18 protein-coding genes are annotated in these 22770 nt (G+C 68.9%); 11 read left to right on the top strand and 7 right to left on the bottom strand.

All coding sequences use genetic code 11. The annotated features are described in order from the left end of the window. Positions 1-150: 150 nt before the first annotated feature. Positions 151-1671 carry a sensor histidine kinase gene (locus ACLJO0_RS40445; RefSeq protein WP_410585370.1) on the top strand — a complete coding sequence of 507 codons (1521 nt, stop codon included), beginning with the start codon at positions 151-153 and terminating at the stop codon, positions 1669-1671. A gap of 6 nt (positions 1672-1677) precedes the next feature. Here the strand turns inward: ACLJO0_RS40445 and ACLJO0_RS40440 are convergent, their stop codons facing one another. Beyond that, positions 1678-2397, bottom strand: coding sequence for a TetR/AcrR family transcriptional regulator (locus tag ACLJO0_RS40440; protein ID WP_410585154.1), 720 nt, complete (start codon positions 2395-2397; stop codon positions 1678-1680). Between the two features lie 141 nt (positions 2398-2538). On the opposite strand from ACLJO0_RS40440, the gene ACLJO0_RS40435 reads away from it, so the two are divergent. Next, positions 2539-3102, top strand: coding sequence for a dihydrofolate reductase family protein (locus ACLJO0_RS40435; protein WP_410585152.1), 564 nt, complete (start codon positions 2539-2541; stop codon positions 3100-3102). Between the two features lie 13 nt (positions 3103-3115). Here the strand turns inward: ACLJO0_RS40435 and folP are convergent, their stop codons facing one another. Then, positions 3116-3982: a dihydropteroate synthase gene (gene folP, locus ACLJO0_RS40430; protein WP_410585150.1), complete on the bottom strand. Its 867-nt coding sequence runs from the start codon at positions 3980-3982 to the stop codon at positions 3116-3118. Positions 3983-4156: 174 nt separating this feature from the next. On the opposite strand from folP, the gene ACLJO0_RS40425 reads away from it, so the two are divergent. Beyond that, entirely contained in the window at positions 4157-5335 is a 1179-nt protein-coding gene (locus tag ACLJO0_RS40425; protein WP_410585148.1) for a glycoside hydrolase family 105 protein, read from the top strand. A 54-nt stretch (positions 5336-5389) separates the two neighbouring features. Then, complete coding sequence (locus tag ACLJO0_RS40420; protein ID WP_410585146.1) at positions 5390-6394, top strand: winged helix-turn-helix domain-containing protein; 1005 nt, start codon at positions 5390-5392, stop codon at positions 6392-6394. A gap of 80 nt (positions 6395-6474) precedes the next feature. Here ACLJO0_RS40420 and ACLJO0_RS40415 read toward each other — a convergent pair whose 3' ends face one another. After that, complete coding sequence (locus tag ACLJO0_RS40415) at positions 6475-8046, bottom strand: alkaline phosphatase D family protein (protein ID WP_410585144.1); 1572 nt, start codon at positions 8044-8046, stop codon at positions 6475-6477. 43 nt (positions 8047-8089) lie between these two features. Next, positions 8090-8746, bottom strand: coding sequence for a hypothetical protein (locus tag ACLJO0_RS40410; RefSeq protein WP_410585142.1), 657 nt, complete (start codon positions 8744-8746; stop codon positions 8090-8092). Positions 8747-8890: 144 nt separating this feature from the next. Here ACLJO0_RS40410 and ACLJO0_RS40405 point away from each other — a divergent pair, with 144 nt between their 5' ends. The 5 genes from ACLJO0_RS40405 to ACLJO0_RS40385 all read left to right on the top strand — a co-directional run bounded on the left by ACLJO0_RS40405 (position 8891) and on the right by ACLJO0_RS40385 (position 17540). Next, the gene (locus ACLJO0_RS40405) at positions 8891-11842 is read left to right on the top strand and encodes a BTAD domain-containing putative transcriptional regulator (RefSeq protein WP_410585140.1); all 2952 of its coding nucleotides are present in this window, start codon (positions 8891-8893) and stop codon (positions 11840-11842) included. A gap of 136 nt (positions 11843-11978) precedes the next feature. Next, a complete protein-coding gene (locus tag ACLJO0_RS40400; RefSeq protein ID WP_410585138.1) occupies positions 11979-13214 on the top strand; it encodes a hypothetical protein in 1236 nt (411 codons plus the stop codon). Positions 13215-13361: 147 nt separating this feature from the next. Next, positions 13362-14747 carry an FAD-binding oxidoreductase gene (locus ACLJO0_RS40395; protein WP_410585136.1) on the top strand — a complete coding sequence of 462 codons (1386 nt, stop codon included), beginning with the start codon at positions 13362-13364 and terminating at the stop codon, positions 14745-14747. A gap of 94 nt (positions 14748-14841) precedes the next feature. Continuing rightward, positions 14842-16062 carry a glycoside hydrolase family 88 protein gene (locus ACLJO0_RS40390; RefSeq protein ID WP_410585369.1) on the top strand — a complete coding sequence of 407 codons (1221 nt, stop codon included), beginning with the start codon at positions 14842-14844 and terminating at the stop codon, positions 16060-16062. 461 nt (positions 16063-16523) lie between these two features. Further along, a complete protein-coding gene (locus tag ACLJO0_RS40385; RefSeq protein ID WP_410585134.1) occupies positions 16524-17540 on the top strand; it encodes an autoinducer 2 ABC transporter substrate-binding protein in 1017 nt (338 codons plus the stop codon). 1 nt (position 17541) lies between these two features. On the opposite strand, the gene ACLJO0_RS40380 is transcribed toward ACLJO0_RS40385, so the two are convergent. Beyond that, the gene (locus ACLJO0_RS40380) at positions 17542-18750 is read right to left on the bottom strand and encodes a DUF6923 family protein (protein ID WP_410585132.1); all 1209 of its coding nucleotides are present in this window, start codon (positions 18748-18750) and stop codon (positions 17542-17544) included. A gap of 13 nt (positions 18751-18763) precedes the next feature. Continuing rightward, positions 18764-19528, bottom strand: coding sequence for a hypothetical protein (locus tag ACLJO0_RS40375; protein ID WP_410585130.1), 765 nt, complete (start codon positions 19526-19528; stop codon positions 18764-18766). A 485-nt stretch (positions 19529-20013) separates the two neighbouring features. Between ACLJO0_RS40375 and ACLJO0_RS40370 the strand changes: the two genes are divergently transcribed. After that, positions 20014-21039, top strand: a complete 1026-nt coding sequence (locus ACLJO0_RS40370; RefSeq protein WP_410585128.1) for a family 2 encapsulin nanocompartment cargo protein polyprenyl transferase — start codon at positions 20014-20016, stop codon at positions 21037-21039. A gap of 57 nt (positions 21040-21096) precedes the next feature. Here the strand turns inward: ACLJO0_RS40370 and ACLJO0_RS40365 are convergent, their stop codons facing one another. Further along, positions 21097-22233 (bottom strand): CapA family protein, encoded by a 1137-nt coding sequence (locus tag ACLJO0_RS40365; protein ID WP_410585126.1) that lies wholly within the window; start codon positions 22231-22233, stop codon positions 21097-21099. A 117-nt stretch (positions 22234-22350) separates the two neighbouring features. Between ACLJO0_RS40365 and ACLJO0_RS40360 the strand changes: the two genes are divergently transcribed. Further along, positions 22351-22770, top strand: a complete 420-nt coding sequence (locus ACLJO0_RS40360) for a hypothetical protein (protein WP_410585124.1) — start codon at positions 22351-22353, stop codon at positions 22768-22770.

Here is a 22770-nt window from a genome sequence, read left to right as displayed (position 1 = left end):
CGTGCCTGCATCGCCATCCGAATGACGGGAAAGATGCCGAGAATCCTTGACACCTGGCGGAACTCCTGTTCCACATTTCAGGACCGGTGTAACGGTTCGGGCCGAACGGGCGAATCACGCTTAGTGGTGAAGCACCCTCGAACCGTCGCGATGGCGGGCGTGCTGACCGCCGGTATCGGCATGGGTGTCGTAGCGACGACGCTCAAGATCGCCGACGGCACGCACACCGTGCTCGACACCACCCTCTCGTCCACGACCGGGTTCCTCTTCCTCCTCGCCGGCGCCGTCGCGCACGTGCGCCGCGCTTCGAACCCCATCGGCCTGCTCATCGCGCTGGCCGGGCTCGCGTTGTTCGCCGAGGACCTGCAGTTCGCCGACGAGCCGCTCGCGCATACCGCCGGTTTGGCGCTGACCGCCGCGTCCAGTCCGGTGATCGCCCATCTCGTGGTCGTCTTCCCGCACGGGAAGCTCCGGTCCCGCTGGGAACGGGTGCTCGTCCTTTCCGCGTACGCGGTGGTCCTCGGGGCTGCGGTGCTCGGCCTGCTGGTCAACGACGATCCGAAGAACCTCGCCGCGGTCGCCGCCTCGACGGAAGCCGAACAGCTGGTCAAACGGCTGCTGGAACTGGTCGGCGCGCTGATCGGCGCCGGGGTGCTGGTCGTGTTGCTCTACCGCTGGCTCGCCGGACGGCTTCCACAGCGGCGGCTGCTCTCCCCCGTCGTCGCGATCGCGGTGGTCGGGGCGGTGAGCACCACGGTCGGCAGCGCGCTCGGCTCCGCGCATCCGTTCTCCGGACCGCTGCTGGACGTCTACCGGATCTCGTTCTGTCTGTGGCCGCTGGCCTTCCTGATCGGGGTGCTGCGGGCGCGGGTCGGCAACGCGGAGATGATCCGGCTCCTGCTGGAACGCGACGGTTCCGGCCTGGCCGCACTCGTGCAGGACGACGAGGTGTGGAAGGACAGCCGGTCGATCGACGCGCTCAACGCCGCCGCCGGGCTGGTGCTGGACAACCAGCGGCTCGCCGCGGAACTGGAGGAGCGCCTCGTCGAGGTCCAGGCGTCGCGCGCCCGCATCGTGGCCGCCGCCGACGACGAGCGGCGACGTCTCGAACGGGACCTGCACGACGGGGCGCAACAACGGCTGGTCAGTGTCGTGCTGCTGCTGAGGATGGCGGAACGGCGGCTCGGGAGCGACCTCACGTCGCCGGTCGCGGCCCTGCTGACCGGCACCATCGACGAACTCCAGGCCACCATCACCGAACTGCGTGAACTCGCGCGCGGGCTCCGGCCCGCGATCCTCACCGAGGCCGGGCTGATCCCCGCGGTCCGGTCACTGCTGGACCGGGTCCCGCTCGCCGTCGACCTCGCGGGGGCGGACGTGCCGCGGCTCAGCGGCGCCGTCGAGGCGACGGCGTACTTCGTCGTCTCGGAAGCGGTCACCAACGCCTTGAAACACGCGCGGGCACGCGAGGTCCGCGTGGTCATCCGCGTCAAGGAGGACGGCCTGCGGGTGGACGTCCACGACGACGGCATCGGCACGGCCGACATCGACGGCGGCTCCGGGCTGCACGGCCTCCGCGACCGGGTCCGGGCGCTCGGCGGCGAACTGACCGTCGCGAGCGAACCCGGGTCGGGCACCACGGTTTCGGCCGTCATCCCGCTGGACGGCTGACGCGAGTCAGCGCCGTCGTTCGATGAGCGCGGCGAGTCCGTCGAGGATCCGCTGAAGCCCGAACTCGAAACCGTTGTCTGCGGGGGCGTCTTCGATCGACGTCGCCGCTTCGTGCAGCGCCGGGAACATGTCCGGGTTCGCCGCGACGTGCCCACGCAGGCCGCGGTCGCCTTCCCAGGGCTGGGTCCCGGCGTTGTTCGTCGAATGGGTGTTGCGCAGATGCCCGCTGATCAGGAAGACCGCGTCCATCCGTTCGGCGCCGGTCAGGCCGGTGCCCGCCAGCGCGGCGACGGCGGATTCGGTCCAGCCGATCTCCCGGGGCCCGGTCGCCCGGACGCCGACCGTGGCGTCGGGCAGCCACGGATGCCGCTGCCAGGTCTCGCGCATCCGGACCGTCCATTCTTCGAGCCGGGAGCGCCAATCTCCGGGCAGCGCGAGGAGGTCCGGCGCGGGGCCGATGGCCAGTTCGGTCATCACCGCGAGCAGTTCCGCCTTGTTCCTGACGTGGCGGTACAGCGCCATTTTCGTCACGTCGAGCTTGCTCGCGACCAGGTGCATGGAGACGCCGGCGATGCCGTCGGCGTCGGCGATCCCGGTCGCGGCGTCGGCGATCCGCTCGATCGTCAGCACCGGGCGAGTGGGTTTCGGCTCGCGCTGGGACAGCCCCCAGAGCAGCTCGGTACTACCGGCACCGGGGTCCGGGCCGGCTCCCGTCGAGGTCGCCATCGTGCACTCCGTTTTCGGACATTCGGGACTTGTCATCCGGTCTCGGATGTGTCTAACGTACACCATGTGTCCGGCGGACACATCGCTCTCCTGGGGACACAAGAGCGTCCGAGAGATACTTCACTGGGAAGGAACAGCGCCATGCGCAAGTTCAAGCTGCAGGTCCAGACCACCGTCGACGGCTACATGGGTGGCCCGGAAGGCGAGATGGACTGGATGACCATGCCCTGGACCGACGACGTCAACGCCTACGTCGGCCCGCTCTGGGACCCGGTCGACTGCATCGTGCTGGGCCGCAACCTCGCCGAAGGGTTCATCCCGGCCTGGCAGTCCGGCATGGAGGGCGAGACGCAGGAGACCATCGACAAGATGAACAACACGCCCAAGGTGGTGATCTCGAACAGCCTCACCGAGTCGCCTTGGGAGAACGCCACCGTGGCCGGCGGGGATCTCACCGAGATCGTGCACAAGCTCAAGGACCAGCCGGGCGGCGACATCATCACCTCGGGCGGCGCCCGGCTCGCGGCGGATCTGATCGCCAAGGGCCTGCTGGACGAGATCCACCTGTTCGTCAACCCGACCGCGATCGGCGCCGGCCTGCCGGTGTTCCCCGCGCTCGGCGGCAATCAGCCGCTGCGGCTGGTGCGGTCCAAGACGTTCGAATGCGGGATCACCGCGCTGCACTTGGAGCCGAAGAGCTCCTGATTCGGGGAGGGTGTCAGGCCAGCCCGCGGATCGCGCGCGCGGGCGGCCGCACCCCCTGGATCGACGCGACCATCTCCAGCACCTGCCGGGTGCGCCCGACCTCGTGCACCCTGAACACCCGCGCCCCCTCGGCCGCCGCCCATGCCGTCGCGGCGAGGGTCCCGTCGACCCGCTCCGCGAGCTCCACGCCGAGCGTCTCCCCGACGAAGTCCTTATTGGACAGTGCCATCAGCACCGGCCACCCGGTGTCGGCCAGTTCCCGCGCGTGCCGCAGCAGCGCCAGGCTGTGCCACGTGTTCTTGCCGAAGTCGTGGGTCGGATCGATCAGTACCCCCGCACGCGGGACGCCGAGTGCCACGACCGCCTCGGCGTGCGCCGTCGTCTCCGCGACGACGTCCGCGACGATGTCCGGGTAGTTCACCCGGAACGGGCGGGTGCGCGGGACGGCGTTCCCGGTGTGCGAGCAGACGTAGCCGGTGCCGAACTCCGCGGCGACCTCGGCCAGTTTCGGATCGGCTCCCGCCCAGGTGTCGTTGATCAGATCCGCGCCGGCCTCCGCCGAACGCCTGCCCACCTCGTGACGCCAGGTGTCGACGCTGATCACCAGGTCGGGGTGCAGTTCGCGGATCCGCTCGACGAACGGGACCACCCGCCGGATCTCTTCCTCGACGTCGACCTCCGCACCGGGTCCGGCCTTGACCCCGCCGATGTCGACGATGTCGGCGCCCTCGGCCACCGCCTTGGCGACGGCGGCGAGCGCGTCCGGATCCGAGAAGGTCGCACCCTTGTCGTAGAAGGAATCGGGGGTCCGGTTGACGATCGCCATGACCAGGGCGCGGTCCCGGGCGACGCGACGCCCGCGGAAGGTCAGCTCGTTCACGCACCGATCGTAGGCGAGCGGAGGCCGCCGCGGAGAGTGCCGCCCATCGGGACCGTCCCGGACACCGGGAGCATTCATTGACTCGCCGTCGAACACCCGAGTAGACGTTGTCCCGCAAGGAAGTTCAGCCCGGCGAGTCGCCTCCCCGGTTTCCCGGTGCAGGAAGGGCCTCGAATGTCATCGGATCCTCTTCACCCGGCACGGCTTTCCCGGCGCACGGTACTGGCGGGAACCGCGGGTGCCCTCGGCGCGCTCACCCTGCCCGGCGTGGCCACCGCGGCGCCGGTGGACTGGTCGCGGGCGATCGTCGACTCGACGATGCAACGCTTCACGCCTGCCACCCTCGGCGGCTGGGGCTACACCCGCGGCCTCTACCTCTACGGCCAGTACCTGGTGTACCGGCGCACCCGCGAGAAGTCCTATCTCGACTACATCCTCGCCTGGTACGACCGCTTCGTCACCGAAAGCGGGATCTCCAACGGCTTCACCAACCTGGACGCGATGCGCTCCGGGCAGATGTTCCCCTTGCTGTACGCCGAAACCGGGCAGGCGAAGTACAAGACCGCGGCGGAGCAGCTGCGCGGCCGGTTCCCGTCCTATCCCCGGACGTCCGACGGCGGGATGTTCCACGCCACGAGCAGGGTCGGACAGCTGTGGGCGGACGGCGTGTACATGGCGCAGCCGTTCCTCGCCCTGTACGGCAAGACCTTCGGCGACGCCGCCTACTGCTACGAAGAGGCGGCGAAGAACGTCAGCGTCTACTTCGACCGGCTCAAGGAGCCCGCCAAGGGCCTGCTCTACCACGCCTACGACGAGGACGGCTCGGAACCGTGGGCTTCGGGCGCCGGGCGGCATTCGAAGTACCACTGGGGCCGCGCGATCGGCTGGCTCGGGATGACGGCGATCGACCTGCTCGAGATCCTGCCCCGTGACCATCCGCGGCGAAAGCGGCTCGTCGACGTCGTCAGATTCCTCGCGGCGGGCTACACCCGCTGGCAGGACCGGTCCACCGGCCGCTGGTTCCAGGTCGTCGACCGGGGCGGCGACAAGGACAACTGGCTGGAGACGTCGGCTTCGGCGATGTACACCTTCCTGCTCTCCCGGGCGGTGGAGCGCGGTTACGTCGGCGCGGAGTACGGACCTGTGGCCGCGAAGGGCTACCGCGGGGTCCTCTCCCAGGTTTCGACCGGAGCCGGCGGATTGACCGATATCGCAAACATCTCCGAAGGCACCAATGTCGGCGACACCGCGTATTACTACGCACGCAAACGCAATACCAACGATTTCCACGGTCTCGGCGCGTTCCTCATCATGAATGAGCAACTGGGTTTTCCCGGCAGTGCCGGGTATTGACGGGAGGCGCTAACATCGCGTGCTGCGACGCCCACTCCCAGGAGGGACGACCGGATGCGCGAGACGCCGCCCCCGGCTTCTTATACCCGGCTCGAACTCGGTGACACCAGCACGATCCCGATCGGGGTGACGGTTTCCCCGCACGTTTCGCTGGTTTCGATGCTCGTCGAGGTCGTCGGCGGGTACGACCGAGGTATGCCCGCCGCCTGGCGCCGTCAGGTGGGCTCGGCGATCCCCGAACAGGGATATCGCGCGGCGAGCGCGCTCGCCCGCCGGGGCACCTCGGTCCAGCCGGATTTCATCGTCCCGATCAGCCCCGGCGAGGACTGTTCCGCCGCCGCCCAGGCGGAAATGCTGCGCGACCTGACGGAAACCGACGTCCTGAAAGGCCTTGAGGAGGTTTTCGGCGATCGCTTGCCCGCGCAGTGGCGGCAGGCCGCCGACCATCCGAGACGCTGGGTCGCCTCGCTCGCGGACGCCTTCACCGCGACCAGAGTGGCGACCGAAAACCTCTGGACCAAGGCCCGTCCCCTGCTCGACCGTGAAATCGAACGTATCGGCGTCGCCTCCGTCCGAGGCGGGACAGATGCGGTACTCGGCCTGCTACGGCCCCATTTCCGGTTCAGCAACGGCTGTCTGCTGCTGCCCGACGCGGAACCGGCGCGGTACACCACGCGCGGCCGCAAACTGATCCTCGTCCCGATGGTCGCGGGCGCCCGTTCGGTGGTGTCCAACTTCGACGAAGAGGACGCCATCTGGATCGGCTACCCGCTGCCGGGGCTGGACGGCCTGCTCGAGAGCGGTAGACCCGAAACCGCCCCCGGCGTCGAAGGGCTCGACCTCGTGGTCGGCGCCCACCGGGCGAAACTGTTGCGACACTTGGGAAAGCCCGCCCGGATGGGGGAGATCGCGAATCTGCTGTCGTGTGCCGCCAGCACCGCGACCTATCACTGCGAACAGCTCGTTTCGGCCGGGCTGATCCAGCGGCACCGCGAGGGCCAGGTCGTCCTCGTCGTCCGGACGCCTCGCGGAGACGCACTGGTGGACCTGCTTTCCTGACTCGCGCGCGGTGGGCTGAAAGCGTCCTTCACCGCGTCAGACGAGGCGAAGGACGCTTTCAGCCCACGCTCACGAGACCCTCACACCCGCTGCAACCCGGGCTTCCCCGCCTCGACGACGTAGGACCGGTCCGCGGCAAGGGTCACCTTCGAGAAGTCGTACTCGCTGGTGTCCGAAACCGTCATGAAGTCGGCCCGCATCTGCGTTTGTGACGCCGTCACCCGGACGTAGCCGCGCTTTCCCCGGCAGTACTTGACGTGCGGGTTGTTCGAGAGCCAGGTGGACGACGGGTCGGTCGCGGTGTCGCTGTTGCTCGTGACCGAGGTCGTCACCAGTTCCGAGCCGAACACCGGGTCGCTGTGGTTGAAGTAGTCACGGCGCAGGTCGGCCGCCCAGTGCCGGTGGACGTCGCCGGTCAGCACGATCGGGTTCGGCACCTTGCGGTCCACGATGCCCTTCGCGATCCGGTCGCGCGAGGCCTCGTAGCCCTGCCAGGAGTCGGGGCTCTCGCAGGTCGCCTTGTTGCCGTCGCCGTCACGGGTGGCGAAGAAGACCTGCTGGCCGAGGAAGTCCCACTTCGCCGGATGCGTCTCCAGCGCCTTCAGCAGCCAAGCCTCCTGCGTGGTGCCCAGGATGCTGCGCGACGTCGACCGCATGTCGGTGCAAGACGGCCCCGCCGAACCGGAGGGGTCCGGCACCTGAGCGTTGCGGTACTGGCGGGTGTCGAGCATGTGGAACCGGGCGAGGTTGCCCCAGCCGAACTGCCGGTACAGCCGGATCGACGCACCGCTCGGCTTGGCGGTGGACCGGATCGGCATGTTCTCGTAGAACGCCTGGAAACCGGCTGCCTTGCGGTCCGCGGTGGCCGGGCTGGCCGTGCCGTTCCAGTTGTTCATCACCTCGTGGTCGTCGAAGACCACGACCCACGGGGCCATCGCGTGCGCGTTCTGCAGGTCGGCGTCGGTCTTGTGCTGGGCGTGCCGGGCGCGGTACTGGGCCAGTGTCGTCACGTCGTCGGTGAAGGCCAGCCGGCGCGGGTTCCGCTCTGCAGCGGCGCGGCCGGACTTCCGCTCGTACATGTAGTCGCCGAGGAACAGCACCAGTTCCGGATTGTCGGCGAGCATTCCCTTGTACGAGTGGTACCAGCCCTCCTCCCAGTGCTGACACGAGGAGAAGGTGTACTTCAGCTGGCCGACCGCCGCACCGGCGGCGGGGGCGGTCCGGGTCCGGCCGACCGGCGAGATGTAGCCGCTGGTCTTGAACCGGTAGAAGTACTCGCGGCCCGGCTGGAGCCCGACCGGCTCGATGTGCACGCTGTGCCCGGAGGCGCGGGCCGCGGTCGCGGTGCCGCTCTGGACCACCGAGGAGAACGCCTGGTCGTTCGCGATCTCCCAGTCCACTGTGTACGAAGCGTCCGGCATACCGCCGAAACCGTCGGGGTTCAGCGGCGCGGGAGCGAGCCGCGTCCACAGCACGACGCTGTCCGGCAGGGGATCACCCGAGGCGACACCGAGCTGGAACGGGTCGTGGATGGCGGGCGCCGCCGCCATCGTTCTGGCGTTCGCCCATGAAGGCAACGTCGACGACAAGGCCGCCGCCGAAACCGCCGCGGCTCCACCGAGGAGTACCGCCCGCCGGTTCACCTGACCCATGAGAATTCAACCTTTCGAAGTGGGGAAAGAACGGGGAGGGATTTCACGCGGCGTAATCGGTGATGCCACCGCTACAGGCTTCGAGGGTCGGATTCGCGGCGGCGTTGGCGACGCAGACCTTGTAATAGACCCACGATCCCTTCGCGACCGGCACGGCCTTGTCGACGTGGGTGCCGTTGCCGCCGGAGGCCCAGACGTAGAAGGGGCCGGCGCCACCCTTCAGCCAGTAGGCGACCACGGCGGACTTGCCGTCGGCGTCCTTGTCGTAGACGAGGAAATGAGCATCCGATGAACGGAACTGGCCCTCGCCCGCGCAGACGCCGGTGGAACATTCGGCGCTGCCGGAACCGACCCCGCAGTCGGGCGCGATCCGCTGGTCGGAGCCGGTGTAGACGTATCCGTCCGAGATGTAACCGCCGAGCGCGGGAACGTAGTCCCACAACGTCGTGGTGCCCAGCGGACCGGTGACCGAGGTCCCGATCGTCTGGCAGTCGATGGTCACCGTGGCCCCGTTGGCCACCGTGCGCACCGCGGTCGAGGTGGTACTCGGGGCGCGGCGCACGTTCAGCGGATCACCCGCCGTCTTCACGGTCCCGGTGGCCGCGGCCAGTGCGGGAGTGGCTCCGGCGAGGCCCAAGGCGCCCGCCGTCACCAGCACGAGAAAGAAACCGGCGAGCCGCCGGACACTTGAACGCTTCATGGCTTCAGCGTCGACCGGCGTCGTACACATCACGTACAAACGCCGGCGAGGTGTCTGCACATGCATGCGAATGGATCTAGCCAACCATGGCGGGACGGCAATATTATCGGCGGATATGGGGCTCCTGCCGTATTGGCGGTTTAGGTGACTATTCTCGGGTTTCGCGTTCTCGGTCCGCTCGAAGTGGCGGTGGACGGACAGGTGGTGCCGCTCGGCGGCCCCAAACCGCGTCTGCTGCTGGCCGCTCTCCTGCTCCAGCCCAACGTCGTCGTCTCCACCGAACTGCTGATCGAGGTCCTGTGGCCTTCGTCGGCGCCCCGTTCGGCGGCGGCGAACATCCGCACCTACGTCCATTCACTCCGCAAACGCCTCGCCGACCACGATCCCGAGCTCGGGGAACGCATCGGGAGCCGGGCCTCCGGATACATCCTCAAGGCGGCACCTGGGGAGATCGACCACATCCGCTTCGGCGAATTGGCCGCCCATGCCCAATCCGCGCTCGGCCGCGGGGAGGCCGAATCCGCTCTCGACCTGCTGGATCAAGCTGAAGCGCTGTGGCGCGGAGAAGTACTCGAAGGCCTTCCTCACGACCACGGCTGGGGCGCGACCGTGGCCAGGCTGACGGAACTGCGGCTCGCGGTCCAGGAACAGCGGCTGCGGGCCAGGATCGAACTCGGCCGGACCGCCGAGGCCGTCGCCGAACTGCGCGGCCTGGTCACCGAACATCCGCTGCGCGAGGAACTCTGGCAGCAGCTGATCGTCGCGTTGCGGGCCGACGGCCGCACGGCCGACGCGATCGAGGCCTACGAAACGGCCGAGAAGGTGCTGGCCGACGAACTCGGCACGGAACCAGGCCCGCGACTGAAGGAACTGCGGGCTTCGCTGATCGTGGCGCCGCCCGTGAACCCGGACGCAGTGGCCGTCGCCCTCCCCCGGCCGATGGCGCCGGTCTGCCAGCTGCCGCTCGACCTGCCGGACTTCACCGGCCGCGACGGTGTGGTCGGCGATCTCGTCAGCCTCTTCCGTGACCGACGCGAACAAGGGGCACCCGCGATCGTGGTGCTTTCGGGCGCGCCGGGGATCGGCAAGTCCTCCGTCGCGATCCGGGTGGCACACGCGGTCCGCGACGATTTCCCGGACGGTCAGCTGCACGTCGACCTCGCCGGGACGTCGTCCTCGCCCCGGCCCCCGATGACCGTGCTCGCCGAGCTGCTCCGCGCGCTGGGCGTCCCCGACGCGGGGCTGCCGCGTGAGCTTCCCGAACGCGCGGCGTTGCTGCGGTCCCGGCTCACCACCCTGCGGATGTGCGTCGTGCTCGACGACGCCGGCAGCGCGGCGCAGGTCCGGCCGCTGCTGCCCGGCGCGGGCTCCTGCGCGGTCCTGATCACCAGCCGGGTGCGGATGCCGGATCTGGCCGGGGCCACCCCGGTCGACGTCGAACTCCTGCCCGAAGCCGAGGCCGCGACGCTGCTCGAAGGCATCGTCGGCACCGACAGGGTCGCCGCCGAGCCGGATTCCGCGGCCGCGATCCTGCGCCACTGCGGGTACCTGCCGCTGGCGATCCGGGTCGCCGGGGCGAAGCTGACCCACCGGCCGGGCTGGACGTTGCGCGTGCTGGCGGACAGGCTGCGGGACGAGAGACGAAGATTGGACGAGCTCCGCGTCGGCGATCTCGCCGTCCGGGCCAGTGTCACCCTCAGCTACGACCTCCTGCCGATGTCGGCGGCGACCGCGTTCCGAGGCCTCGGCGGACTCGGCTCGGTCCAGTTCCCCGGCTGGGTGGTCGCGGCCCTGCTCGGCCGCACGCACGGTGAAGACGTCCTCGACGTGCTGGTGGACGCCCATCTGGTCGAGCTCAGCGGCTCGGACGGCACCGGCGAACCCCGCTACCGCCTGCATGATCTGTTGCGGTGCTACGCCCTCGAACTGCGTGCGCAGGACGTCCCGGCGAAAGCGCGCGACGCCACGAAACGGGTGCTGGAGGGCTATCTCGCGCTCGCGGTCGAAGCCGCGGACCGGATGCCGATCCACTTCTTCGGGCTCTACCGGGACGACACCGCCGTCCAGCCCGCCCTCCCGCCGGGGACCGCGCAGCTGATCGAGGATCCGGCCGCGTGGTTCGCCGCCGAACGGCACACCTGCGTCGCCGCCGTCTCGCTGGCCGCCGATCTCGGCCTCGACGCGCTGGCCTGGCGGCTCGCCGCGGCGCTGGCGCCGTACTTCGACCAGCGCGGGCACCAGGACGACTGGCTGCACACGCACGCCGTCGCGCTGGCGGCCGCGCGCCGGTCCGGCGAGGTCCGCGGTGAGGCGATCATCCAGCGCAACCTCGGGCAGATCCAGCTCTACCAGGACAGTTACGCCGAAGCCCTGGTCGCGTTCGAGCAGTCGCAACTGCTGTTCGACAAGATCGGCGACGCGCGGGGCGCGGCGATCGCGCTGGCCGGGCTCGGCACCGTGCTGCGGATCAAGGGCGAGGACACCGTCGCGCTGGAGCATTGCCACGCGGCGCTCGACCAGTTCGCGGCGGCCGGTGATCCGCACGGCGAGGCGGTCGCGCGGATCGCGATCGGCGCGGTGTGGCTGGCGCGGCGCCGGTACCCCGACGCGGAACGCTGGTTCACCGAGGCGCTCGAACAGTCCGCGCGCATCGGCGACCGGCATCGCGAGGCGCATGCGCTGAAGCGGCTCGCGATGCTGCGGCAGCATCAGGGCAACCTCGCGGGCGCGCGGGAATGGGTCGACCGGGCGATCGCGATCTTCAACGAACTCGGCGACGACCATTGCGTCGGCTACGCGAACCAGAACCTCGGCGAGCTGTACCTGCACAGCGGCGACCTTGCCCACGCGCAACTGCTGCTGGTCAATTCGCTGAGCGTGCACCGGCGCAACGGGGACCGCCGGTCCGAGGCCGAGGTGTCGCAGTTGCTCGGGGAACTGCACGAGGCGCTGAGCCAGCCCGAACGGTCGCGGACGTATTCGGAACGCGCGCTGGCGCTGTGGCGGGAACTCTCCGCGCGGCCACAGGAATCCGCGCTCGCTTCGCGTCTGCAGGAATCGGCGGAAGCCTCTTACGGCGACTCCGCCAGCGCCTGACCTTTTTCGCAATTCGGCACCTGATTGCGGGTTTCACCCACCGCAACCAGGTGCCGAATTGCGTTTGTATCGATCGTGTACACGGTCCGGCGAAGCTCCCTTCATAGCAACCGAGAGTGCTCGAAGGGAGACCGGAATGGACCGGACCGTTAAGGCCCGCCGGGTGATGGCGGCCGTGCTGGCTGTGCTGGCATCGGGGGCGGTCACCGCGCTGGCCGCCAGCCCGGCGAACGCCGCACCCGAAGGAAGCTGGCGCGCCGACTTGTCCACTGTGGACGGCGACGACGTCAACGTCCGCAGCGACGGCGGCGTGCTCAGCCTGGAAAACGCCGCCTGGCACAGAAAACCCGACTCCATCGGCAGCCAGGGCTACCTGCTGCTGGCCGAGCAGAAGCTCGGGAAGCCGGTGAACCGGGTCTCCGCCCAGGTGACCGCCGACGCGCCGAAGGGCACCGAGGTCGAGGTCTCCGTCCGCGGCAAGCTCAACGGCAACGACTGGACCGAATGGACGCCCACCGAGGGTGGCGCCGCCCAGCTGTCCACTTCGGTCTCCACGGTCCAGGTCCGCATCGGACTGCGCACCTTGAACGACGGCGTGACCGCGAAGGTCAGCGACGTCACCCTCCTGGGTGAGCTCGGCCCGCAGGTGAACGCGATCGGCGCGGCCGCCGCCCCGCTGACATACCGGGTCTACGGCACCCGCGAAGGCCTCGTCGGCGGCACCACGGCCAACGGGCACGTGATCAAGTCCCGCGACCACTTCGTCGCCCTCCCCTCGGGCCGCGGCCTGGCGCCGAAGAACACCGGCAACTACACCGTGCGCATCTGCCGCACCGACAACAGCCGCTGCGAATACGCGCCGGTGTGGGACGTCGGCCCGTGGAACACCAAGGACGACTACTGGAACCCGTCGGCCACCCGTCAGATGTGGAAGAACCTGCCGCAGGGCAAGCCCGAAGCGCAGGCCGCGTACCAGGACGGCTACAACGGCGGCAAGGACGAGTTCGGCCGCAGGGTGGCCAACCCGGCGGGTATCGACCTCGCGGACGGCACCTTCTGGGACGGCCTGAAGATGACCGACAACGGCTGGGTCAACGTCTCCTACCTGTGGACCGGCTCCGGCCCGACCGGTGTCGTCAGCACGGCGGGCGACCCGATGAACGTCCGGGCCTCCGCGAGCACCAGCGCGGCGATCAAGGGCCTCGCGGCGAACTACGCGAAGGTCAACATCGAATGCTACGTCGAGGGCGAGACCGTCACCGGCAGGTTCGGCACCAGCAACGTCTGGGACCGGATCGGCCCGGGACACTACATCTCCGACACCTACCTGCAGACCGGATCGGACCTGCCGGTGGCGCCCAAGTGCACGTGATCCACTGAACCCTGAACGTGAAGGCCCGGCGCACCCCATAGCGCCGGGCTTTCGCCCTTTCGCCCGCCCTTTCGCCCGCGCCGGCGGACCTTGAGCGGGGCCGTGCGCGATCGACACTGTGCGGTAGCCACGACCTGAGGGGGTCCCATGAATCCGTCCGAGACGACCACGTTGCGCCGGAAGCTGTCCGGCGCGGTGGTCACCGCCGCCGATCCGGGTTACGACGCCGCCCGCGCCGTGTGGAACGGGGACATCGACCGGCGTCCGGCGGTGGTCGTCGAATGCGCCACGCGCGAAGACGTCGTCACCGCGTTGGCCTTCGGCCGGGAAAAGGACCTCGAGATCACCGTCCGCGGCGGCGGGCACAGTTTCAGCGGTTCCGCGGTGGCCGATGACGGTGTGATGATCGACCTCGGCGGGCTCCGCCGGATCACCGTCGACCCGGACACCCGCACCGCGCTGGTCGGCGGCGGCGCCGTCTGGGCCGACGTCGACGAGGCGACGCAGCGGTACGGGCTCGCGACCGTCGGCGGCACGGTGAGCGACACCGGCGTCGGCGGCCTCACCCTCGGCGGTGGTTTCGGCTGGCTGACCGCGAAACACGGGCTCACCATCGACAATCTGCTGTCGGCGGAGGTCGTGACGGCCGACGGCAGGATCCTGCGGGCCTCCGAAGCGGAACATCCGGATCTGTTCTGGGCGCTGCGCGGTGGCGGCGGGAACTTCGGCATCGTCACGGAATTCGAGTTCCGGTTGCACCGGGTCGGCCTCACCGAGGTCGGGATGTTCTTCTGGACACTGGAGAACGTGGCGGAGGTGCTGCGCTTCGCGAAGGAAGTGATCGCGTCGCTGCCGTCGGGCACCGGTTCCATGCTCGTCGGGCTCACCGCGCCGCCCGCGCCGTTCGTCCCGCCGGAGCACCATCTCGCGCCGGGTCTCGCACTGGTCGTCGCCGGCTTCGACGGTCCCGAACGGCAGGCCCCGCTGATCGAACGGATCCGGGACGGGCTGCCCGCGGCGTTCGAACTGGTCACGCCGATGCCGTACGCGGATCTGCAGAAGCTGCTCGACCCGACGGCACCGCGGGGCATCCTCGCCTACGAGAAGTCGCTCTACGTCGACTCCCTGTCCGAAAAGGTCATCGACCTGATCGCCGCACGCCTGCCGGAGAAGGCGTCGCCGACGACCGTGATGCCGATCGTGCCGCTGCAGGACACGTTCTCGACGGTGCACGACGACGCGACCGCGTTCGGCGGGCCGCGCACGCCCGGCTTCATCCTCGGTTTCGCGGCCACCGCCCCGACGCCGGAACAGCTGGCCGCAGACCGCGACTGGGCGCGGGCACTGTGGGAAGAACTCCTGCCGCATTCCAGCAACTACGGCGGCTACCTGAACTTCATGAACGAATACGACGAAGACCGGGTGCGCACGGCGTTCGGCGCGGCGAAGTACGCGCGGCTGGCCGCGATCAAGGCGGTGTACGACCCGGACAACGTGTTCCGGCACAATGCGAACATCCGTCCCGCTGAGTGACGCGGTTATTCACAACCGTGAACGCTCTTCACAAGTCCGTAATCGTCGTGCGAAACTCCCGTGACGCATTTCCCACTGACGAATGGCGGGCATTGTGAGCGTTTCCCGGCGAACCCTGTTGACCACCGCCGCCAGTGCCGCCGTCGCGGCCACCGCGATCACCCCGGCCGCCACAGCGGCAGAGCAAGAAGCCTTCGGGCTGAGGACTTTCCGCCGGACGGCCGATTACGCGGTGACCAAACTGCGGGCCGTCGCACCCGGCGTGACGGCCTTTCCGGAGATCACCCGGTTCGAGAAATGGACCTATTCGCAGAACGGCGGCTGGATCGGCGGATTCTGGCCGGGCACTTTGTGGCTCGCCGCGCTCTACAGCGGCGACGCGCAATTCCGCACCCTCGCCATGGCTTCGGCGGAAAAACTCGCGCCGCGTCAGCACGAAACGCGGGACCACGACCTCGGATTCCTGTTCTACCCGTCGTGGGTGACCGGCTGGCGGCTCACCGGCGACGAGAAATGGCGTACCGGCGCGCTCAACGCCGCCGCGTCGCTCATCCAGCGCTACAACGAAAAAGGAAAGTTCATCCGGGCATGGGGCGCGCTCGGCACCCCGGGCAACGCCGGCCGGGTCATCGTCGACACGATGATGAACCTGGACCTGCTGACCTTCGCGAGCAAGCAGACCGGCGACCGCAAGTACCTCGACATCGCCGTCTCACACGCGAAGACCACCGAACGGGTTTTCGTGCGCCCGGACGGCTCCACCCCGCACGTGTTCGACTTCGACCCGGCCACAGGCGCCGAGATCGGCCCGAACACCGTGCAGGGTTACAGCCCGACGTCCTGCTGGTCGCGCGGTCAGGCGTGGGCGATCTACGGATTCACCACGATGTACCGGCGCTCCGGCGACCCGCTGTTCCTGCGGACGGCGCAACGCCTGGCCGACTTCGCGCTGCGCGCCCTCACCCCGGACAACGTGCCGGTGTGGGACTACCTCGCGCCGCAGGCCCCGCACGACATCAAGGACTCCTCCGCCGGCGCCGTGATGGCGTGCGGCCTGCTCGACCTCGCGAAGGTGGCGAACCGGCCGCAGTACCGCGAGGCGGCGATCCGGATCCTCACCGCGTTGTGCGACACCTGCCTGACCACGAAATCCACCCGCGCCGACGCGATCATGGCGCGAGGAACCCGCAACCGCCGCGCCGAGGACGGTGTCGAGGTTTCCTTGCCCTATGGCGATTACTACCTGCTGGAGGGCATCCTGCGGGTACTGATGCCGTCGGAGATCGACAAGGCGATCGACCTGTCGAGCGGCTGACCGGCGGTGAGTGCTCGGTCCGGTGGGTCATACATGAAGGACCCCTTCCTTGCGCCTAGGTACAGGAAGGGGTCCTTCATGTACTTGGGGAAGGTGTGAAGGTCGAGTTTCCTCGGCTGAGCCGAGGGAAGGGGGCCTTCACGACCTGCGATCCTGACCTGGCGGTGAGTGCTCGGTCGCGAAGGCGCCGACCTCGGACCTTGGTCTACGGAGGATCGGGGACACTCAACGTCCCCGATCCTCCGTTGATCAAGCGCCCACAGAATCCGGCATCAACAGTCACCCAAAGTCACCTCCGTAGGCCGGCCCGGTAATCAGGCCAGGTCGATGAACTCACTTCCGTAACCCTTTGCGCTCATCCGGTTGACCGGGGTAACCGGAGACCCTAGTTTCGCCGGAGGTCTCCACCGCGCGCAGACCGATCGGCTGGGTTCAAGTGGTTCCGTGACTATGGGGTGGAGATGCGAGGGCCGACGAAGACGCTCGTCGTTGCCACTGTGCTCGTTTTGGGCATGGTGTTCGGGCTGACCGGCTGCACCGGTGAGGAACCGGCGGGGCTGGCGGCCAAGCCGATCCGGATCGCGTTCGTGCCGAAGGTCGCGGGCATCCCGTACTTCGAGGCGATGAACACCGGCGGGCAGGCCGCGGCGAAGCAGCTCGGTGTCGAATGGTCCTCGACGGGTCCGGCCACGGTGGATCCCGCGGCGCAGGTTTCGATCGTGCGCGGCCTCGTCGACCAGCAGGTGGACGTCATCGCGATCGCCCCGAACGATCCCAGGGCGATCGCGCCCGCGATCACCGACGCGCGCGCCAGAGGCGTCCATGTGATCACTTCGGACACCGACGCGCCCGGCACCGATCGCGAACTGTTCGTCAACCAGGCGACCCCGGAGGGCATCGGCAAGGCGCTCACCGACGCGTTGATGAAGAAGATGGGGAACGCGGGCAAGTACGCGATCGTCTCCTGTGGCGAGACCGCCGAGAACCTCAACGCGTGGATCGCCGTCCAGCGTGCCTACACCGCTTCGCAGTATCCCGGAGCGCAGCTGGTCGAGACGGTCTACGCGGGCGAGGACAAGGACACCGCCACCGCGCTCGCCAAAGAGCTGATGACCAAGTACCCGGACCTGACCGGTCTGGTCGGCGAGTGCACGACGTCCGCGCCCGGGGTCGCCGAGGCGGTCCGTTCGCAGCAGAAGATCGGCCGCGTCTTCACCGTCGGGGTCGGGACGCCGCAGGCGATCAAGCCGTACCTGCTGGACGGTTCCTCGTCGCTTTCGGTGCTGTGGAACGTCGAATCGCTCGGCTACCTCACCGCTTGGGCGGGTAAGCAGATCGCCGAGGGCAAACCGCTCAGCCCGTCGAACAAGGTCAATCTCGAACTCCCGGCGATCAAGTACGAGGAAGACACGAAGACCGTGCTGCTGGGCGACCCGCTGCTGATCACGCGCGAGAACGTGGACCAGTTCAAGTACTGACTCACCGGCCCCGCCGGACGGCACCCACCGCCGCGCCACCACCGAGGATCAGGACCAGTGCGGTCAATCCCCACCGCCGTTTCTCCTTCGTGCGGGCGTGCGCATCGGTCTCCTCCGCCTTTTCCTTCCGTTCCCTCGGCGACGCCGAACGAGACGGTTTCGGCACGGCGACGGGCGGCGGGACCATCTTGGCGGTGGAAGTGGGCGCCGGACTCGACGAAGGAGTCGGCGTCGGGCTGGAGCTAGGCGTCGGGCTGGAGCTGGGGGAAGGGCTCGGCGACGGAGTCGCGCTGGGAGACGGGGTGCGAGACGGAGCAGGAGTGGGGGCCGGGGTCGGCGTAGGGGAAGGCGTCGGCTTGGGCGGTTCCGGTTTCGGCGGCTCGGGGATCACGGCCGCGGTGAGGCAGCCCGCGGCGTCCGAACCCGCCAGCGGCGGTCCCGAACGCACCACGGTCACTTGCCCGCTGCGATCCAGCCGGTAGAGCACGCTGCGCCCGCCGATCCGGTTCGCCGTGGCGTACAGGGCACCGTCGCGGCCGAGCACGACCGAGCCGTAGACGTCGGCGGGCGGGAAACGCGCGTCTTCGGCTTCGCGGACCTTGCCGGACGCCGGGTCGATGGTGATCACGGCGCCTTTTCCGCGCCACGTGGTGGAAACGCCGTAGAGCAGTCCGTTGTGGTACGCGAAGTCGTTGACGTCGTGGGCGAGGGTGATCGGCCGCAGGAACACCGTCTTGATCACCCGCAGGTACCGCTCCCCCGGCGTCAAGTCCACTGTGTACAGTGTGCCGTTCCTGAGCAGGTACCAGGAATTCCCGCCGATCGCGCCGGCGGTCACCCCCGCGACCGGGCTCCACACCGGCAGCCGGTTCCCGGCGCGGGTGATCGGGCCGAGGTCCTGGATGTCGCCGTCACGATCGATCGACACCGCGTGCGCGCCCCGGCTGAGTCCTTCGGCGACACCGAAGACCCGGTCCCGCGTCGCGGAGTAGCCGAGCGCGTTGAGCCGGTAGCCCGAATCGGTCACTCTCGACGTTGCCCCCGAGCCGACGTCGATCCAGCGCAGCTTCGACTTCCCGTGCGACCCGGTCTCCGCCTGCACCACCAGGCAGGACTCAGCGGCGCGCGCGGCCATGGGGGCCAGCAGCGCCGACGCCCCCACCAGCCCGGCGACGGCCACCGTCGCCGCCGTCCGCGTCACACCGTCCACGGCGCGCACCGGCTCAAGAGATCCGCGCCAGCGCGGCGGTGAAGGCGTCGGGCGGGATCCCCACGCCGCCGCCGAACGGGTTCTGCAGCTGGTAGATCGCGAACAGCAGCAACGTGATCGTGCCCGCCAGCGTCGACACGATCACCAGGTGCGCGGCCAGCCGGGTACCGCCGAACAGGTTGGGCAGCAGCACCGAGATGAGGCTGCCGAGGATCAGGGCGAACCAGACCACGCCGCCGACCTTGCCGCCCTCGACCGCGTTGAGCCGCTCCTGCCGGGCCTCGTAGACCTGCCAGAGCTGGGTGGACGCCTCGGTCTTGCGCTCGCGGAGCCAGTCGTCGTCCGTGGCCGCCTTGTCGATCGCCTTGCGCAGCTGGTCGAGCTGCGTCCAGCCGATGTCGGGGACGGTCTCCTTGCCGCGGGCCATCTGCGGCCATTCCTTCTGTTCGACCGTGGCGATGTACTCCCTGCTCAGCTTCCGCACCTCGTCCTTGACCTCGGTCCCCAGTGAATCGGCGGCCCAGACGGTGGCGACCAGACTGTCCGCCTCGTGGTACGAGCCGTCGCGCGCGCCGCTCGCGGAGTCGAAGAGGGAGATCAGGATGAACGCCACCATGACGGCGTGCAGGCCGCCGACGATGGTGAACACCTGGCCGGCGGCGTCGTTGTTGTCCGGCCGTCCTTCGTCCCAGCCGAACCGGCGGACGAGGTAGCCGACGAATCCCGCCAAGGCCGCCGCGCCGACGACCCAGGCGATGCCGGTCAGGTAAATACCCATTCGACTCCTTCCCTGCGCAGAGTGCTGAAACTAGTTCACGCCGAGACAAGGGGAAAAGACCGCTTGAATCAATTCATACCGGTGGCGGATAAGCCTAAGTCGATCGTCACCTTCTCGGCCCAATTTCCCGTACCGCGAAACGATTTCCGATACACGCAGGAAAGGGCCGTCACCAGTCGGAGAACGCGGCTTCACGACCGGGTGAGCAGCCACCACGAGACGTCACCGACCTGACCGTATACCGACGTTTCCCGTAGCTCCGGCACCTGAACGGCCGCCCCGGAGCGGCGCGTTCGGGCCAGCCCGGCAAACAGGTGAACCTCTTCGTAGACCCGATCGAGTTGTTTGTCCGAGCATTACCGCTTGCTATGTTGACTTTGCACCCACTCCACTCGAATGGGTATCCGCGAATTGTGTCTCAGTAGTTCACCTGGTCGACCACCGGTTGTGTCATCCCGTCGACTGCGAGACCGAAAGGGAGCCCGTTGACGACCATCGAGACCCATACCGGTGCCCGGCCCGCCGTCGAAGTGCTGACCTGGAGCCGGAACCTGCTCGACCCGGCACTGCGCGAGGCCGTCGACGGCCTGCCCGAATCGATGCGGCTCATCGCCGGCTACCACTTCGGCTGGTGGGACGAGCACGGCCGACCGTCCACTTCGGACAGCGGAAAGGCCTTGCGGCCCGCGCTGGCGCTGTTGTCGGCGCAGGCCGTCGGCGGGGACGCCGAAATCGCCGTCCCGGTGGGGGTCGCGGTGGAGATGGTGCACAACTTCTCCCTGCTGCACGACGACGTGATGGACTCCGACACCACCCGGCGGCACCGCCCGACGGCCTGGACCGTTTTCGGTACCGGCGCGGCGATCCTCGCCGGCGACGCCCTGCTGTGCCGGGCCTTCGAGGTGCTGTCCCCGTTCGGGCAGACCGCGCTGCGCGTGCTCAGCACGGCCGTGATCGACCTGCTGGAGGGACAGAGAGCGGATCTGAAGTTCGAGGAACGCGGTGACGTCGACACCGCCGAATGCGTACGCATGGCCGAGGGGAAGACCGGCGCGTTGCTCGGGGCGTCCTGCACGCTCGGCGCGCTCGCCGGGGAAGGGAGGCAGGATCAAGTCGACCGGCTGACCGAGTACGGGAGGGCGCTCGGGCTGGCGTTCCAGCACATCGACGATCTCCTCGGGATCTGGGGCGATCCGGCGGTGACCGGGAAACCGGTCCACTCGGATCTTTCCAACCGGAAGAAGTCCCTGCCGGTGGTGGCCGCGCTCCACTCCGGGACGGACGCCGGGCGAGAACTGGATGCCTTGTACCGCAAGGAAAGCCTCGACGCCGCGGAATTGCCCCACGCGGCGGAGCTGGTGGAACGGGCGGGCGGCCGGACGTGGAGCCAGGAGCAGGCCGACGTGCTCCTGACCGGCGCGCTGCACCATCTCGCCGTCTCGAATCCGGTGCCCCGCCCAGGCGCCGAACTCGCGGCCCTCGCGAAACTGGTGGTGCGGCGACGATATTGACGGCGGGCGTGGGAAGGCAAGGGTGGGCTGGGAAGAGCCCACCCTTGTCCCGCCGGGTCAGTGTCCGGGCCGGGTCAGCCCCTGGTCACCGGCGCCGCGGCTGAGGACGACCTCGTCGGTGGCCTTGAGCGCTTCCGCGCCGGCGTTCCCGCCCTGGCCCGCGGTCAGGTCGAGCAGCCGGATCGGCGGACCGAGCTGGACCAGCGTCGGGACGTATTCGGCCTTGTCGACCTTCCAGCGTTCGCCGTCCCGCACGAACCGGAACCGCGCGGCGGCGCCCTGTTCGGTCGACCCCTTCGGCTCCGAATGCCGGGCGACGCTGTTGCCGAGGCCGTAGGCGACCCACTTGCCGTTGATCCGCTCGAAGGGCTGCACGACGTGCGCGTGGTGGCCGATGATCAGGTCGATCGAGTCGTCGTTGAGCAGCTTCTTCGCCAGTGAGCGTTGCTCGGCGGTCGGGTCGTGCTGGTATTCGGTGCCCCAGTGCAGGCTCGCGAGGACGACCTGGGCGCCGGCCTTCCGCGCGGCCCTGGCCTCGGCGATCACGTCTTCGGCGTCGATCTGGTTGACCAGCCAGGGTTTACCGGCGGGCACCTTGATCCCGTTGAACCCGTAGGAGAACGAAATCTGGGCGACCTTGACGCCGTTGACGTCGACGATCAGTGGCTTCTCGGCCTCTTCGGCCGAACGGGCCGAACCGGTGTGCTTGATCCCCGCCTCGTCGAGTTCGTCGAGGGTCCGGGTGGCGCCGTCGACCCCCTGGTCGATCGTGTGGTTGGACGCCGTCGAGCAGTTGTCGTACCCGGTGTCCTTGAGCGCGGCGACGATCTCGGGCGGCGCGCTGAACGACGGGTACCCGCTGTAGGGGCCGCCCTTCGGCGCGAGCGGGGTCTCAAGATGGCAGATGCCGAGGTCGGCCCCGGAGATCAGCGGTTTGATCCCGGCCAGTAGCGGCCGGTAGTCGATCTTGCCGCCGCCGTCCTCCTTGGCCTGGTCGGTCAGCGCGGGGTGGATCAGCACGTCACCGGTCGCGACCACGGTGAACGACCCCTCCGGCGCCCGGCTCGACGGCGGCGCCTCGGCGGCGGGCGACTGTTCCTGCTGTTCCTGCTGGTCAGGCGTGGTGCTGCAGGCGGCGAGCAGGACGGCGGCGCCGAGGAGGGCGGTGGTCTGACGGGCGCGGGAGCTGAACATCGATTCCCTCGATCGGGTGACAGTTCTTCCCATCCTGCCTTACGCCGATCGGGTACGACATTCAACCGAAGTCACCGAGACCACCCGGTTCGCGGCGGTCCTGGGATCATCTCCGCCATGACTGCGCTCTCCCGGTCAGGTCTGGTCGGTTTCGTCGTGCTGGCGTTCTGGGTGACCGCGGCGTGCGGTTCGTCGAACGACAGGGCGACGGCGGACGGCACGGCCGGAGTGATCGCGAACGCGATGACCGACGGCGACAACCCCGCCCTCATCGCCTTGACCTGCCCGCGCGCGCCGGACAAGCCGACCGCCCCCGGCGAGCTGGTCTCCGGCGAAACACCGGTCACCGTCGGCAGCGTGGACCAAAAGGGACAGGCCGCGATGGCCGTCTTGAACGATCAGCGAAACGCGCAACGCTCGTACGGTGCGCTGCTGGTGCAAGGCGACGACGGGAACTGGTGCCTGTTCGGCTTCCGCAATTGCCCGCGCGACGTCAAGGTGACCAGCGTGAACTTCGTGACGGTCTGCCGCGGCTGA

Source organism: Amycolatopsis sp. lyj-108, from assembly GCF_046549005.1.
Taxonomy (GTDB): Bacteria; Actinomycetota; Actinomycetes; order Mycobacteriales; family Pseudonocardiaceae; genus Amycolatopsis.
The sequence above is the reverse complement of the archived record's forward strand: the minus strand, read 5'-3'. Positions and strand labels throughout refer to the sequence as shown.